We start from the raw sequence: 14,571 nt of genomic DNA on the forward strand, positions 1-14,571 counted from the left end.
CTGCGCAAAAGAGGCCGGGCATCCGCGCCCGGCCCGGATGCAAAACTTAACGTCCTGCTTTCAGCTTCTGATAATACTCTTCGTAAATAGCGCTGGCGCTGCCGACATCGTTCTGCCATTCGCCTTTGCTGATGGTCTCAGAATCCGGATAGAGTGATTTATCATTTGCCACTTCCGGGCTCAGCAGTTTACGGGCCGCGAGGTTTGGCGTCGGATAGCCAATGGTTTCCGCCACCTGCTTTGCAATTTCCGGGCGTAGCAGGAAGTTGATAAGCTTAAGCGCGCCCGCTTTGTTTTTGGCATTGGCAGGGATAGCAAGGCTGTCCATCCAGAAGATGCCGCCTTCCTTCGGCCAAATTATCTGCAACGGCGTGCCCGCCTGACGGGCGACATACGCGGAACCGTTCCATACCATCCCGAGATTCACTTCTCCTTCCATATACGGGTTCGCCGGATTATCGGAGTTGAACGCCGCCACGTTAGGCATCAATTTTTGCAGCTCTTTGTACGCCGCTTCAATCTCTTTCGGATCGGTGGTATTCCCGGAAAGCCCCAGTTTACGCAGCGCCACCTGGAAGACTTCGCGCGCATCATCCGTTAGCAGCAGGCTGCCTTTATACTCAGGCTTCCATAAGTCTGCCCAACGGGTCACCGTTTTAGGATCAATCGCTTCGCTGTTGATACCTATGGCTGTCGCGCCCCATATATACGGAATGGAGTAGTCGTTATTCGGGTCAAACGGCTTGTTCAGCATCTCCGGATCGAGATTATGGAAGTTGGTTAGCTGCGTTTTATCGATCTTTTGGATCATGCCCTCTTTACGCATTTTGTCGACAAAATAAGTGGAGGGCACGACCAGGTCGTATGCACCATCTTTATAGGTTTTGAGCTTGGCATACATGGTTTCATTCGATTCATAGGTCGAATAGATAACCTTAATGCCCGTCTCTTTGGTGAACTGTTCCAGCAGACCAGGCGGCACATATTCCGTCCAGTTGTAGAAATAGAGCGTCTTGCTGTCATCAGCATGAGCGGCATTGATGCCCAGTATCAGAGCACCCGCAGCAAGCAGGTGGCGTGACCATTTTTTCATTTAACGTCCCCTGAGATTATGCCCGGCGCGCCAGGCTTTTCGTTTTATCACGTACAACAAGCTGGCTTGCGAACACCATCACCAGCGACAGAACGAGCAGAATGGTTGCCAGTGCGTTTACCTCTGGCGATACGCCCACTTTAACCATTGAATAGATTTTCAACGGCAGAATTTCATAGCCCGGTCCGGTAACGAAGGACGAGACCACCACATCATCCATCGACAGGGTAAAGCTCAGCAGCCATCCAGCCGCCACGGCAGGCATCGCCAGCGGCAGGATAATTTTGCGCAGGATCACGAGTTCGCTGGCACCCAGATCTTTTGCCGCTTCCAGCATCCGCACATCAAAACCCTTCAGGCGCGAATAAACCGTCACGACCACGAAGGGCAGGCAGAACGTTATGTGCGAGAACAACAGCGACCAGAATCCAGGCTGAACGCCCAGCAGCATAAACAGCACCAGCAATGAGATGGCCATGACGATATCCGGCGACATCATCACGACGAACAGCATGCCGCTGACAAAGGGTTTGCCGCGAAAGCGATAGCGATACAGCGCCACCGCGGTCAGCGAACCGATAAGCGTAGCGAACGTGGCGGAGAAGACCGCCATCGTGAGTGAGTGCTGTGCTGCCTGCAACAGACTGTCGTTATTCAGCAGCAGACTGTACCAGTCGGTGGTAAAACCTTGCCAGTTAATCCCAAACCGTGAGCTGTTAAACGAGTTCACAATCAGAATGATAATGGGAATATAAAGGTAGGCGTAAATGGCGGTCATAAAACCGCCGCGCAGCAGTCGACCGATCATTGCAGTTCCACCTTCTTGTCCAGCAGACGCGAAGCGCGCCAGTAAACCAGTAACAGCAGACCCATCACAATGGTGAGCGTGATGCTGGTAGCCGCGCCAAAAGGCCAGTCGCGAATATTGAGGAACTGACTTTTAATCACGTTGCCAATCAGCAGGTTTTTCGCGCCCCCCATCAGGTCCGAGACGTAAAAAAGCCCCATCGCGGGCAGCAATACCAGCAGACAGCCGGCGATAATGCCCGGCATGGTCAACGGGATAATAATGCGCAAAAATGTCTGTAACTTACTGGCGCCCAAATCTTTCGCCGCTTCCAGCAATGGTTTATCGAGTTTTTCAATACTGGAGTAAAGCGGCATGACCATAAATGGCAGCAGGATATAGACCAGCCCGATAATGACCGCCGCCGGGGTGAACATTACGCGGATCGGTTCATCAATGACCCCCAGCCAGAGTAAAAATGTATTCAGATACCCTTTGGTGCTGAGGAATATTTTCAGGCCATAGATGCGAATCAGCGAATTGGTCCAGAACGGAATAATCAGCAAAAACAGCAATAACGGACGCACTTTCGTGGGTAGCTTTGCCAGAAACCAGGCGAAGGGATACCCCAGCATCAGGCAGGCAAGTGTGGCTATTACCGCCATATTCAGTGAGTGCAGCAGCACGTCAAAATAGAGTGGATCCAGCAGACGGGCATAGCTATCCAGCGAGAAGACCATCGTCACGAAGTGGGCATCGTCACGGGTCAGAAAGCTGGTCGCAATAATCATCAGGTTGGGCAGAAAGACAAACAGCACAAGCCAACCGACGACAGTGGCAATCACCCCATTCTGGAATTTACTTGTGCTTTTCATCAGCCAGTACGACCTCCCAGCTTTCCACCCAATTAATCGCCATTTTTTGGTTCAAAGAGTGGTCAAAATCGGGGTCATCTTCGTTGAAGAACTCGCTGACCAGCACCATTTTGCCGTTTTCAAGCTCGACTACTGACTCCAGCGTCATCCCTTTATAATTACGCTCACGCACGTAACCTACCAGCCCTTCGACCTCTGCGACATCGTTGATCTCTTCGACGCGCAAATCTTCCGGGCGCAGCATTACGTTTAGCCGCTGACCTTTTTCGATCGGGAAACTGACGTAAATATTGCATTCGCGCCCTTCGACGGTGGCACGCACGCGCTGTGCATCAAGACGCTCAATGACGGTGGCACTGAAAATATTAATCTCACCAATAAAACTGGCGACAAAGAGGTTCTTCGGCTCTTCGTAAATTTCCCGCGGCGTACCGTCTTGCTCTATTTTGCCGTCACGCATCACCACGATCCGGTCTGACATCGTCAGCGCCTCTTCCTGGTCATGGGTCACAAAGACGAAAGTAATACCAAGTTTGCGCTGCAGCGCCTTTAATTCGTTTTGCATCTGCTTGCGCAGCTTGTAATCGAGCGCGGAGAGCGATTCATCCAGTAAGAGCAGGCGCGGCTTGTTCACTACGGCACGGGCAATAGCCACACGTTGTTGTTGGCCGCCGGAGAGCTGGTGCGGTTTGCGCTGGGCGAATGCTTCAAGCTGCACCATACGCAGGGCGTCGGTGACGCGCGGGGCAATCTCTGCCGCAGGTGTTTTTTGCATCCGCAGGCCAAATGCCACGTTTTCGAACACGGTCATATGGGGAAACAGCGCGTAGCTTTGAAAGACGGTATTAACGTGGCGATGTTCCGCCGGAACGTCTGTGATATCCCGATCGTCGAGTTTGATATGGCCCACATCAACGCTTTCCAGCCCGGCAATCAGGCGAAGCACAGTGGTTTTGCCGCAGCCGGACGGGCCGAGCAGGGTGAGGAATTCGCCGTGATTGATGGTCAGGTTAAAGTCAGAAATGACCGTTTTACCATCAAAACCTTTACAAAGGTCGACCAGTTGCACCAGCGGAGTGGGCGAACGCGGTTGTGTATTCAATTTTTTACTCTGTCCCTTGTCAACGCATCGGATAACGCTCCGGATGCGGGGTTTGTGGTTAACCACCTTAGGGTCTGACACATTGATGAAGGGCTGGAATTCTACGGCAAAGCACTGAAATCGCCAATCATTGATCTATTTACGCGACCAAAAGTGAATTTTGTCAGCTACGTTTAAGTGAACAAAACAAAAATGAAAATATTCTCGTTTGCGGGATAAAAGTGACCTGACGCAATATTTGTCTTTTCCGGCTTATTGATAATGTTGTCACGTTTAGCGAGGGTGGCTGTATGGATAAATTATTAGAGCGTTTTTTGCAGTATGTTGCGCTGGATACTCAGTCGAAGCCGGGTGTCCGTCAGGTACCGAGTACCGACGGGCAATGGAAGCTCTTGCGCTTACTCCAGCAGCAGCTTGAAGAGATGGGGCTGGAAAACGTCACACTGAGCGAGAAAGGTACAGTGATGGCTACGCTGCCCTCTACCGTTGACAAGCCGGTGCCTGCTATCGGTTTTATCTCGCATGTTGATACCTCCCCGGATTGCAGCGGTAAAAATGTGAATCCGCAAATCCTCGAAAACTACCGTGGCGGTGATATCGCGCTGGGTATCGGTGATGAAATCCTCTCACCCGTTATGTTCCCGGTGTTGCACCAGTTGTTGGGGCAGACGCTCATTACCACAGACGGTAAAACCCTGTTGGGTGCGGATGACAAAGCCGGCGTGGCGGAAATCATGACCGCGATGGCGGTGCTGAAACAGAAAAAAATCCCGCATGGTGATATTCATGTGGCTTTCACCCCGGACGAAGAGGTCGGTAAAGGGGCGAAGCATTTTGACGTCGAGGCGTTTGGCGCGAAATGGGCCTACACCGTCGACGGTGGCGGGGTGGGGGAACTGGAGTTCGAAAACTTCAATGCCGCCTCGGTCACCATCAAAATCGTAGGGAATAACGTCCATCCGGGAACCGCGAAAGGGGTGATGGTGAACGCGCTGTCACTGGCAAGCCGCATTCATGCGCTGGTGCCAGCCGACGAGAGCCCGGAAAATACCGAAGGTTATGAAGGTTTTTACCATCTTACCAGCATCAAAGGCACCGTTGAACGTGCGGAGATGCATTACATCGTTCGCGATTTTGACCGCAAAGCATTTGAAGCGCGTAAGCGCAAAATAATGGAAATTGCCAAAAAAGTCGGGAAAGGTCTGCATCCGGACTGCTACATCGAGCTGGTGATTGAAGACAGTTATTACAATATGCGCGAGAAGATTGTCGATCATCCGCATATTATCGATATTGCCTGTCAGGCCATGCGCGATTGTGATATCGAACCGCAGATGAAAGCGATTCGCGGCGGTACCGATGGCGCGCAGCTATCATTTATGGGGCTGCCCTGTCCTAACCTGTTTACCGGCGGTTATAACTACCACGGCAAACATGAGTTCGTGACGCTTGAAGGGATGGAAAAAGCGGTACAGGTAATCGTGCGTATCGCTGAGCTGACAGCGAAACAGTAATAAAAGCAATTCTCTAAAGAACGAGACAGACAGGCCGGGCAAATGTGATGTTGCCCGGCTTTTTTATGGTTTAGTCTTCGAAGAACCAGTATCCGCTGTTGACCAGCGCGGCAAGCATCGCGAGGAAGGACGGGTCTTCGAGCGCATCGCCAAAGGCGCTATCATTCAGAACAATGTGATTTGCCAGGGCGTCGAGTGCCGGACGGTGCGGGGAGTTAATCCGCTCGCCGTTAACGAACACTTCGCCCGCGATACGCAATACACGCAGACCACCTAAACGCACCAGCTTGTCCCCCTGTTTCAGGGCATCGTAAATCTCATCAGGCTGGTAGGGCGGCTCCGGTGGCGTGACATCCAGTTCATGACGCGACTGGGTAATAAACTCACCGATCCACTCATTGAAATGCTCTGGCTGATTGATCAGATCGAGCATCATCTGACGCAGGCCGTCCAGCTCTTGCGGCAGCACATCCGCCGGGTGTTCACGTGACGGCACATCCGGGTCGGTATAACGCTGGCTGCCCAGTTCGCGCTGCAACACATAATCGGCAAAGCCGCTGATTAATTCCCGTCCGCTGGGGGCTCGGTAGCCAACGGAGTAGTTCATCGAGTTTTCCAGCGAATAGCCTTCGTGCGGGAATCCTGGCGGAATATAGAGAATATCGCCCGGCTCCATCTCTTCATCAATAATGGCTTCGAAGGGATCGACCTGTAACAGGTCCGGGTGCGGGCAGTGCTGCTTCATTGGCGTCTTTTCACCAACACGCCAGCGGCGGCGGCCGGTACCCTGAATGATAAAGACATCATACTGATCGAGATGCGGGCCAACGCCACCGCCGGGCACGGAAAACGAAATCATCACATCGTCGGTGCGCCAGTCGGGCAGTGCGCGGAAAGGACGCATCAGCGCCGCGGTCGGTTCATGCCAGTTGTTCACCGCCTGCACCAGCAGCGACCAGTTGCTTTCACCCAGATGGTCATAACTTTCGAAAGGCCCGTGGCTGACCTGCCATTTGCCATCAAGATGGCTTACCAGGCGGCTGTCGACTTCATCTTCCATGGCCAGACCGGCCAGTTCGTCAGGGGAAATGGGATCGATAAATTGTGCAAAGCCGCGTTTCAGTACCACCGGGCGTTTTTGCCAGTAGCGCTCGATAAAATCCGGCCAGTTAAGGTTGATGTTATAGTCCATGTTTGTTTCCCCAAACGTTAGTTTGAGTCGGAGTATAACGGATGGTGGACGGCCTGCGTGGGACAGGCCGTGTTATTTTGACTGAATGCGTTAATTATCGCCGCTTATCGGCTGCTGGCGGCCGAAGATGGCCTCCATTTTTGCCCCGCCGAGTAAACTTTCGCTGGTCAGAATTTGCCCGTCGTATTGTTCTACGATTTCGCGTGCGACGGATAATCCCACCCCCTGGCCCGGACGTAGCGTATCGGCACGCTGACCACGATCAAAGACCACTTCACGTTTGGATAACGGGATCCCAGGACCATCATCTTCGATAATGATGTGCACATTCTCATCGGTCTGCCTTGCGGATACTTCGACAAATTCGAGGCAATATTTGCAGGCGTTATCCAGGAGGTTGCCAATCACTTCCATAAAGTCGTTTTTCTCACCGACAAAGCTTATTTCCGGGGAGATATCGAGACTGATATTCACCCCTTTGCGTTGATACACTTTGTTTAGCGCCGAGGTCAGGCTATCAAGAAGCGGGGCGACCGGGTGAAGCTCACGGCTGAGCAGCCCGCTGCCACCGCGCATGCTGGCGCGATGCAGATAGTAACCAATCTGCTGAGAAATGCGGCTTATCTGTTCCAGCATTACCGGTTCGGCGTCGCTGACGCTCAGTTTTTCACTGCGTAACGAACGCAGCGTACTTTGCAGCACTGCCAGCGGGGTTTTCAGGCTGTGTGTCAGGTCGGTGAGGGTGGTCCGATATTTGTCGTAACGCTCGCGCTCGCTTTTGAGCAGGCGGTTGAGGTTACGCACCAGGCTTGTAAGCTCGCGAGTGGTGGCCGGGTTCAGATTCTCACGGTGGTGCTCCTCCAGCTCGCGCACCTCTTTCGCCAGTTCTTCGATGGGGCGCAAGCTCCACCAGGCTGCCATCCATAGCAGTGGGATCACCAGCAACAGGTTTGCCGCCAGGACATAGATGAACCAACTCCACACCATCCAGGAGCGTTTGAGTTCGATGGGCACGGTATCGATAACGACAATGGTGAGCTGCGGCATCCGCGCCGTGGCCGGATAGAGATTGACCGCCACCGAGTGGGTCATCTCCGAGGTGTTGTCATCCTCCCGAATCGCGTTGAACTGTTCCACCACCGACTCATCGTTATCGACCAGCGTGCTGGAGTCGTCCACATCCGCTTCGATTTCGTGGAATCCATCGGCCTGAAGCCAGGCGGGGTCAACACGTTTTGCCAGCCACGGGATATCACGTTGCGCCCAGATAAGTTTGCCGTCTTTGTCATAAATCAGCGTGATAGTCGGGCTTTGTAAATTGAGGCTGTTGGGCAGGTCGACAGTCAGGGTGTTGTTTTCCCAGCGGGCAAGGGTATAGAACAGGTTACTTTCACCGCGCAGCAGGCGAAACGTGGTCTTATCGAAACTGACGCTATAGCCTATCAGGGCAACCATGCCATAGGCGAGGGAGAGCACCAGCACGACGGCGGCGGTCGCCAGAAGGAAACGAACCCGTAGCGAGAGCGGCAGAAAATGCCGCATTAAACGTCTCATTTGGGCAGTTCGAAGAGATAACCCTGACCACGTACTGTGGTGATCACCTCTGCGGGATAGAGTGCCTGGATTTTCTTACGCAAGCGTCCCATAAGGACATCAATGGTGTGACTTTCGCGCAGTTCGGCATCGGGATAGAGCTGGAGCATCAGCGAGTCTTTGCTGACCACTTTGCCGCTGTTGCGAATCAGGGTTTCCATAATGGTGTATTCAAACGCGGTCAGTTTAACCACTTCACTGCTGATCGACATTTCGCGGCGCGAGAGGTCCACCTGAAACGGCGGCATAGAGATAACCTGTGAGGCCAGACCGCTGTTACGGCGCATCAGGGCCTGAATGCGCGCCACAACTTCTTCTATATGGAAAGGTTTGGTGACGTAATCATCGGCACCTGCGCTCAGTACTTCGACTTTATCCTGCCAGCCTTCACGCGCGGTCAGGACCAAAACAGGCAGAGAGACCTCATGGCTGCGCCAGCGGCGGATCAGCGATAAGCCGTCTTCATCGGGCAGGCCGAGATCGACAATGGCGATATCAGGCACGTGTTCATTAAGAAAATAGTCCGCTTCCTTTGCATCTTCCGCAGCATCGACCTGATGTCCCAGTTCCTGAAGCTGAACTTTTAAGTGGTGACGCAACAGGGCATTGTCCTCCACAACGAGTACGCGCATCGTCTTAACTCTCCTTATATTTTCAATACGAATAGTTTAACGCTGATTCTCGGGCGGCAGGGATAAACATTTGTTAAACCGAGAGGAAGGAAGCCCTCTTTCCTGATGAAAAGAGGGCGAAAGTCGGCAGGAAGGGGTTATTTCAGTTCATCGACCATGGTGATGGCACGACCAATGTAATTTGCCGGGGTCATCGCTTTCAGGCGAACTTTCTCGTCTTCCGGCAGCGCAAGGCTATCAATAAACTGTTTCATGCCTTCGGCATCCACACGTTTACCACGGGTCAGCTCTTTGAGCTTCTCATACGGTTTTTCGATACCGTAGCGCCGCATAACGGTCTGAATCGGCTCTGCCAGCACTTCCCAGTTATGATCCAGCTCGTCCAGCAGACGGTCGCGGTTCACTTCCAGTTTGCTCACGCCTTTCAGGGTTGCCTGATAGGCAATCAGCGCATAGCCCACGCCAACGCCCAGGTTACGCAGTACGGTGGAGTCGGTCAGGTCGCGCTGCCAGCGGGATACCGGCAGTTTGCTGGCCAGGTGCTGCAACACCGCATTCGACAGGCCGAGGTTGCCTTCGGAGTTTTCGAAGTCAATCGGGTTCACCTTGTGCGGCATGGTGGAAGAGCCAATTTCACCGGCGATGGTTTTCTGTTTGAAGTGGTTCAGGGCGATATAACCCCACACATCGCGATCGAAGTCGATCAGGATGGTGTTAAAGCGCGCCATGCAGTCAAACAGCTCCGCAATATAGTCATGCGGCTCGATCTGCGTGGTGTACGGGTTCCACTGGATACCCAGAGAGGTCACAAACTCTTCGCTGAACTGGTGCCAGTCCACTTCCGGATAAGCGGCGATGTGGGCGTTGTAGTTCCCCACCGCGCCGTTGATTTTGCCGAGGATTTCCACCTGATTTAACTGGCGATACTGGCGTTCCATACGGTATGCCACGTTAGCCATCTCTTTCCCCATGGTAGACGGCGTGGCCGGCTGTCCGTGAGTACGAGAAAGCAGCGGAATATCGCGATACTGCACGGCGAGGTCTTTCACCGCATCAATCACCTGACGCCAGTAAGGCAGGATGACCTCATCACGCGCGGTTTTCAGCATCAAGGCGTGGGAGAGGTTATTGATATCTTCTGAGGTGCAGGCGAAGTGGATAAATTCAGAGACCGCGTGTAATTGCGCGATATCCGCCACTTTTTCTTTCAGAAAATATTCGACCGCTTTCACGTCATGGTTAGTGGTGCGCTCGATAGTTTTGATACGCGCCGCGTCTTCTTCATTGAAGTCGGCGACGATTTTATCGAGGAAACCGTTTGCGTCATCAGCAAAAGCAGGAACTTCCTTGATCGCTGCATGTGACGCCAGCTTTTGTAACCAGCGTACTTCGACTTGTACACGAAATTTCAGCAAACCGAATTCGCTGAAGATCCCGCGCAGCGCGCTGACTTTATCGCCGTAGCGTCCATCGACAGGGGAAACGGCGGTCAGTGAGGATAATTCCATAGTTCAGAACTCCGGGAGGTTAACAATGAGCGAGAATTTGTTTGGCCTGAGTGGTCAGGCGATTACGGGAAAACATTAATTGCAGGCGGCCACCGCCAACCTGATGCCACAGCACCGCGGCACGAATACCTGCAAGCAGTGTGGCGCGAACTTTCGCCTGGACCTGCGGGCTTTGCAGCACCGCTGGCGAACCGGTCACCTGAATGCGCGGGCCGAGTGGGCTAATCACATCCACATAAATACTGGCCATAGCGCTAAGCAGCGTCTCCGACTGGAGATCAAAATGCTCAAGCTGGCGCTGCAAACCAGCGATACGGTCACCGAGCGTATTCATGGCGTCTTTGTGGCCCGCCAGCTTGCGCTCCAGCACCATCAGGCTAAGAGTATAGCGGGTCAATTCGGCATTCAGACCCTGACGGCTGCTGGCATTAAGTACGCCGAGTAGCGTTTCCAGCCCGGTGCGCAGGTTCGCTTCGCTGCCACCAAAAACGCTGAGGGTTGAGTCCGGGTTAAGATCGATGACGCTATTAAGAGAGACATGGAGCGCGTCGGCGTCGCAATGTCCCTGATGCGCCAGTTGCTGCACCAGACGGGCGGACTGGCAAATGCCTGCCAGCGCCAGGGTGATGTCGTAGTAATTCTTAGCCACACTCGCTCCTTGATTCGCTATCTCAGTCTCGTCGATTAAACCGGCAGCGCGATACGCTGTTCGATAATACCGCCGCCAAGGCACACTTCGCCGCTATAGAAAACGGCAGACTGGCCTGGCGTCACCGCAGCAACCGGCTCGTCAAAACGAACCTCAATGCGGTCATCATCCACGGCAGTAATGGTGCACGGAATATCGGTCTGGCGGTAACGGGTCTTCACGGTGCAGCGCAGCGTACCGACCAGCGGTTCGCGATTAACCCAGTGCAATTGCTGGGCAATCAGCCCAACGGACATCAGACGTGGGTGATCGTGCCCCTGCGCGACCACCAGGATATTGTTTTCCACATCTTTATCGACCACGTACCACGGATCTTCGGTACCTTCTTTGGTTCCGCCAATCCCCAGACCTTTGCGTTGGCCCAGCGTGTGGTACATCAGCCCCTGATGCTCGCCAATCTCTTCACCGTCAACGGTGAGGATTTTGCCCGGCTGGGCAGGCAGGTAGCGGCCTAAAAATTCGCGGAATTTGCGCTCGCCGATGAAGCAGATACCGGTAGAGTCTTTTTTCTTCGCAGTGACGAGCCCCAACTCTTCGGCGATTTTACGCACTTCGGGTTTTTCCAGTTCACCGACCGGGAACAGGCTTTGCGCAATCTGCTCATGACCAAGCGTATAGAGGAAATAACTCTGATCTTTGTTGCCATCCAGACCGCGAAGCAAACGGCTTTTACCGTCGACATCAGCCCGGCGGACATAGTGACCGGTCGCGATATAATCGGCGCCCAGGTCTTCGGCGGCAAATTCGAGGAAGGCTTTAAATTTGATCTCTTTGTTGCACAGAATATCCGGGTTAGGCGTGCGCCCGGCTTTATATTCCGCCAGGAAGTGTTCAAACACGTTATCCCAGTATTCTGCGGCAAAGTTTACGGTGTGGAGTTCAATACCGAGTTTGTCGCACACGGCCTGCGCATCGGCCAGATCGGCCGCCGCGGTACAGTATTCCTCGCCGTCGTCCTCTTCCCAGTTCTTCATGAACAGGCCTTCCACCTTATAACCCTGTTGCAGTAACAGCCAGGCAGATACGGAAGAATCGACACCGCCGGACATGCCGACGATCACTTTTTTTGGGCTATCAGACATAGAATACTCACGACATTGAACTTCAAGGCGGCGTATTCTATCACGCACTCGCCGCACAGGCACCCCTGCATATTACCAATCCGCAACAAGTCGGGCGCAAATTACCGCTAACCTGGCTTGCCGTGAGCGCTAATGGCGTGATTATTCGTCTGGAACGAGGCACAGAACGATAAACCCCAGCGAGGCCGGGGTTTATGTTAACTCATGCGTTTTGACGCGTTGTATCAGGCGGCCCGCTGCTCATCGATGCTGAACTGCTCGACACTCTGGGCAAGTTGCTGTGCCTGTTCTTCGAGGGAACTTGCCGCCGCCGCCATCTCTTGCACCAGCGAAGCGTTCTGCTGGGTGACGCCATCCATCTCGTTAACCGCAATCGTCACCTGGCTAATGCCTTTGGCCTGCTCATCAGAGGCGACAACAATCTCATTAATGATGGTTTGGACGGAATTCACCGCCTGAGTCATTTCCTGCATTGTCTTCCCGGCATCATTAACCAGTTGAACGCCGTTCTCAACACGCTGACTCGACTCTTCAATCAATGCGGCAATCTCTTTCACCGCGTTGGCGCTGCGCTGCGCAAGGTTACGCACTTCGGAAGCCACCACGGCAAAACCGCGCCCCTGTTCGCCAGCGCGCGCCGCTTCGACGGCGGCGTTAAGCGCCAGAATATTGGTCTGGAAGGCGATACTGTTGATCATGGTGGTGATGTCGCTGATTTTTTTCGAGCTGTCATCAATCTGCGACATAGTTTTAACCACCTGGCCGACGAGTGCTTCACCCCGGCTGGCAATCTGCGTTGCATTTGCTGTCAGGGCCGTAGCCTGGTGTGCGTTGGTGGCGTTATGTTTCACCGTTGCGCTGAACTGCTCCATGCTGGCGGCAGTTTGCTCCAGTGCTGCGGCTTGCTGCTCTGTACGCGAAGAGAGGTTAATGTTGCCGCTAACAATCTCCCCCGCGCCCTGACGTACAGAATCACTGGCATCTTTGATCTGCCCGACGATTTGACGCAGTTGTGCCTGCATGGTCTGCAGCGCAAAGAACAGGCTATGGCGATCGCCAGATTTGACGTTAATCTCGTTATCCAGTTTGCCGTCTGCGACGGCCAGCGCGATGGTTGCCGCTTCCAGCGGTTCGCCGCCAATCGGTTTCAATACTTTGCGGCTAAAGACGATACCCAGTAAGGCGCTAACCAGCAGAATGCTGAGTACCATCAGAATGATGGCGTTCATCAACTGACGGTTGGCCGCTGCCATCACCTGGCTGACAGGTGCGACGACACCCAGATACCATTTGTCGGGACTGTTGCCGATAGACACCGGCTGCCAGGTCACTAAAGCATCCTCACCGAGGATAGCATCAGGCTGTTCCACCACCTGTGAAGAGAAATTATTGGTGTTGCCCGGAAAGGGTTTGCTGGTCATTTTCTTATCAGGATAAGAGATAACTTTGCCTGCGGTGGACAACAGTACGGCGTAGCCGCCACCTTCCCAGGGTTTAATTTGATTGACTTTTTCCTGCAATGAGGCAAGTGAGATATCCGAGGTGATCACAGCATGCAGTTTGCCCTGACTGACCACCGGGGCGGCGACGGATGTCAACAGCGTCGGCACGCCGTTGTAAGCGTAGCTATAGGGTTCAATCAGCGTGTCTTTCTGGGATTTTTGCGGTACGAGGTAATAATCACCCTGACCTGGCGTCAGATAAGAGAGCAGGGGGTGCATCTTGAAATTGCCTGACTGATCGCGATCAACGAAGAAGGCATACCGCCCCTTCGGTGCCTGATCGGGCTTATCTGCAAAATCCGCATCTTTTCCGTCAAAGGCGTTTTCTTCAAAAATCACCGAGATGGAAAGGTAATCAGGATTATCACGCAGAGCGGATTCCATCATTTTATCGGCGACTTGACGATCCGTTATCCCGGCTGCCGGTAAGGCAATCAGACTGTGGCCGAGATTATGCGCAACATCGCGCGCATAATTAAGGTCTTGCTGAATTTTCAGGGCTTCACTCTGCGCAATCTGGTGTAAGTATTTTTCTGCTAATGATTTTTGCTCGTTGCTGGACTGCCAGCTCAGCACGCCAATGGTTGCAACAAAGCCGAGAGTGATGGTTAACGCGCCGGTGAGCAACATTTGCGCACGGGTACTCATCTTTTTTTGAACATACTGTCTTGCCATCACCGTACCTCTGATCTCAACGTATAGCACCATTACAATCCCGCAAATCGGGACTGCCTTCCTTGATGTCTATCGGCGTATGTTTTTTGATCTTTAGTTGTTAAAAATGCAGCCGTTTTGGCGTAAAAATGCACAAAAAAAGGCGTGTGTAGCAGGAGTGATCGCTGAGGCGCGTGGAACGCGAAGGAATATATCGAGTGTAGCGTTACTTCTGGTTGGTTAAGTTGCGGTTAAATATTTCGCTTTGGTATTAATTCAGCAGGTGTTGTTGACGGGCGCAACGGGGAAAACACAACAACCGCGCAGG

Annotated in this window: 12 protein-coding genes; 1 reads left to right on the forward strand and 11 read right to left on the reverse strand. The window is 53.2% G+C overall.

Annotation, left to right across the window (positions count from 1 at the left end; genetic code table 11):
• Window positions 1-46 precede the first annotated feature (46 nt).
• The 4 genes from potD to potA are packed head-to-tail and all read right to left on the reverse strand — an operon-like array spanning window position 47 to window position 3,890.
• Window positions 47-1,093 (reverse strand): spermidine/putrescine ABC transporter substrate-binding protein PotD, encoded by a 1,047-nt coding sequence (potD, locus tag ABU190_RS10555; RefSeq protein WP_354691259.1) that lies wholly within the window; start codon window positions 1,091-1,093, stop codon window positions 47-49.
• Between the two features lie 16 nt (window positions 1,094-1,109).
• Window positions 1,110-1,901: a spermidine/putrescine ABC transporter permease PotC gene (gene potC / locus ABU190_RS10560; protein ID WP_354691260.1), complete on the reverse strand. Its 792-nt coding sequence runs from the start codon at window positions 1,899-1,901 to the stop codon at window positions 1,110-1,112.
• On the reverse strand, window positions 1,898-2,755 hold the full coding sequence (gene potB, locus ABU190_RS10565; protein WP_354691261.1) for a spermidine/putrescine ABC transporter permease PotB: 858 nt from the start codon (window positions 2,753-2,755) through the stop codon (window positions 1,898-1,900). Before potB ends, potC begins: the two co-directional genes overlap by 4 nt.
• A complete protein-coding gene (gene potA / locus ABU190_RS10570; RefSeq protein ID WP_354691477.1) occupies window positions 2,739-3,890 on the reverse strand; it encodes a spermidine/putrescine ABC transporter ATP-binding protein PotA in 1,152 nt (383 codons plus the stop codon). Before potA ends, potB begins: the two co-directional genes overlap by 17 nt.
• Window positions 3,891-4,147: 257 nt before the next feature.
• Here potA and pepT point away from each other — a divergent pair, with 257 nt between their 5' ends.
• Window positions 4,148-5,371: a peptidase T gene (pepT, locus tag ABU190_RS10575; RefSeq protein ID WP_271849044.1), complete on the forward strand. Its 1,224-nt coding sequence runs from the start codon at window positions 4,148-4,150 to the stop codon at window positions 5,369-5,371.
• Between the two features lie 70 nt (window positions 5,372-5,441).
• Here the strand turns inward: pepT and ABU190_RS10580 are convergent, their stop codons facing one another.
• The 7 genes from ABU190_RS10580 to ABU190_RS10610 all read right to left on the reverse strand — a co-directional run bounded on the left by ABU190_RS10580 (window position 5,442) and on the right by ABU190_RS10610 (window position 14,264).
• Window positions 5,442-6,563 carry a cupin domain-containing protein gene (locus ABU190_RS10580; RefSeq protein ID WP_041851694.1) on the reverse strand — a complete coding sequence of 374 codons (1,122 nt, stop codon included), beginning with the start codon at window positions 6,561-6,563 and terminating at the stop codon, window positions 5,442-5,444.
• A gap of 90 nt (window positions 6,564-6,653) precedes the next feature.
• Window positions 6,654-8,117, reverse strand: coding sequence for a two-component system sensor histidine kinase PhoQ (gene phoQ / locus ABU190_RS10585; protein WP_193793724.1), 1,464 nt, complete (start codon window positions 8,115-8,117; stop codon window positions 6,654-6,656).
• Window positions 8,114-8,788: a two-component system response regulator PhoP gene (phoP, locus tag ABU190_RS10590; RefSeq protein ID WP_041851692.1), complete on the reverse strand. Its 675-nt coding sequence runs from the start codon at window positions 8,786-8,788 to the stop codon at window positions 8,114-8,116. Before phoP ends, phoQ begins: the two co-directional genes overlap by 4 nt.
• Before the next feature lie 137 nt (window positions 8,789-8,925).
• Window positions 8,926-10,296, reverse strand: a complete 1,371-nt coding sequence (gene purB / locus ABU190_RS10595) for an adenylosuccinate lyase (protein WP_041851691.1) — start codon at window positions 10,294-10,296, stop codon at window positions 8,926-8,928.
• A 19-nt stretch (window positions 10,297-10,315) separates the two neighbouring features.
• Window positions 10,316-10,945, reverse strand: a complete 630-nt coding sequence (gene hflD, locus ABU190_RS10600; protein ID WP_354691262.1) for a high frequency lysogenization protein HflD — start codon at window positions 10,943-10,945, stop codon at window positions 10,316-10,318.
• Window positions 10,946-10,980: 35 nt separating this feature from the next.
• On the reverse strand, window positions 10,981-12,123 hold the full coding sequence (mnmA, locus tag ABU190_RS10605; protein WP_354691478.1) for a tRNA 2-thiouridine(34) synthase MnmA: 1,143 nt from the start codon (window positions 12,121-12,123) through the stop codon (window positions 10,981-10,983).
• A 188-nt stretch (window positions 12,124-12,311) separates the two neighbouring features.
• Entirely contained in the window at window positions 12,312-14,264 is a 1,953-nt protein-coding gene (locus tag ABU190_RS10610; RefSeq protein ID WP_354691263.1) for a methyl-accepting chemotaxis protein, read from the reverse strand.
• Window positions 14,265-14,571: the final 307 nt, after the last annotated feature.

Origin of the sequence: Phytobacter sp. RSE-02 (assembly GCF_040578655.1) — a bacterium.
GTDB classification, from domain to species: domain Bacteria; phylum Pseudomonadota; class Gammaproteobacteria; order Enterobacterales; family Enterobacteriaceae; genus Phytobacter; species Phytobacter diazotrophicus.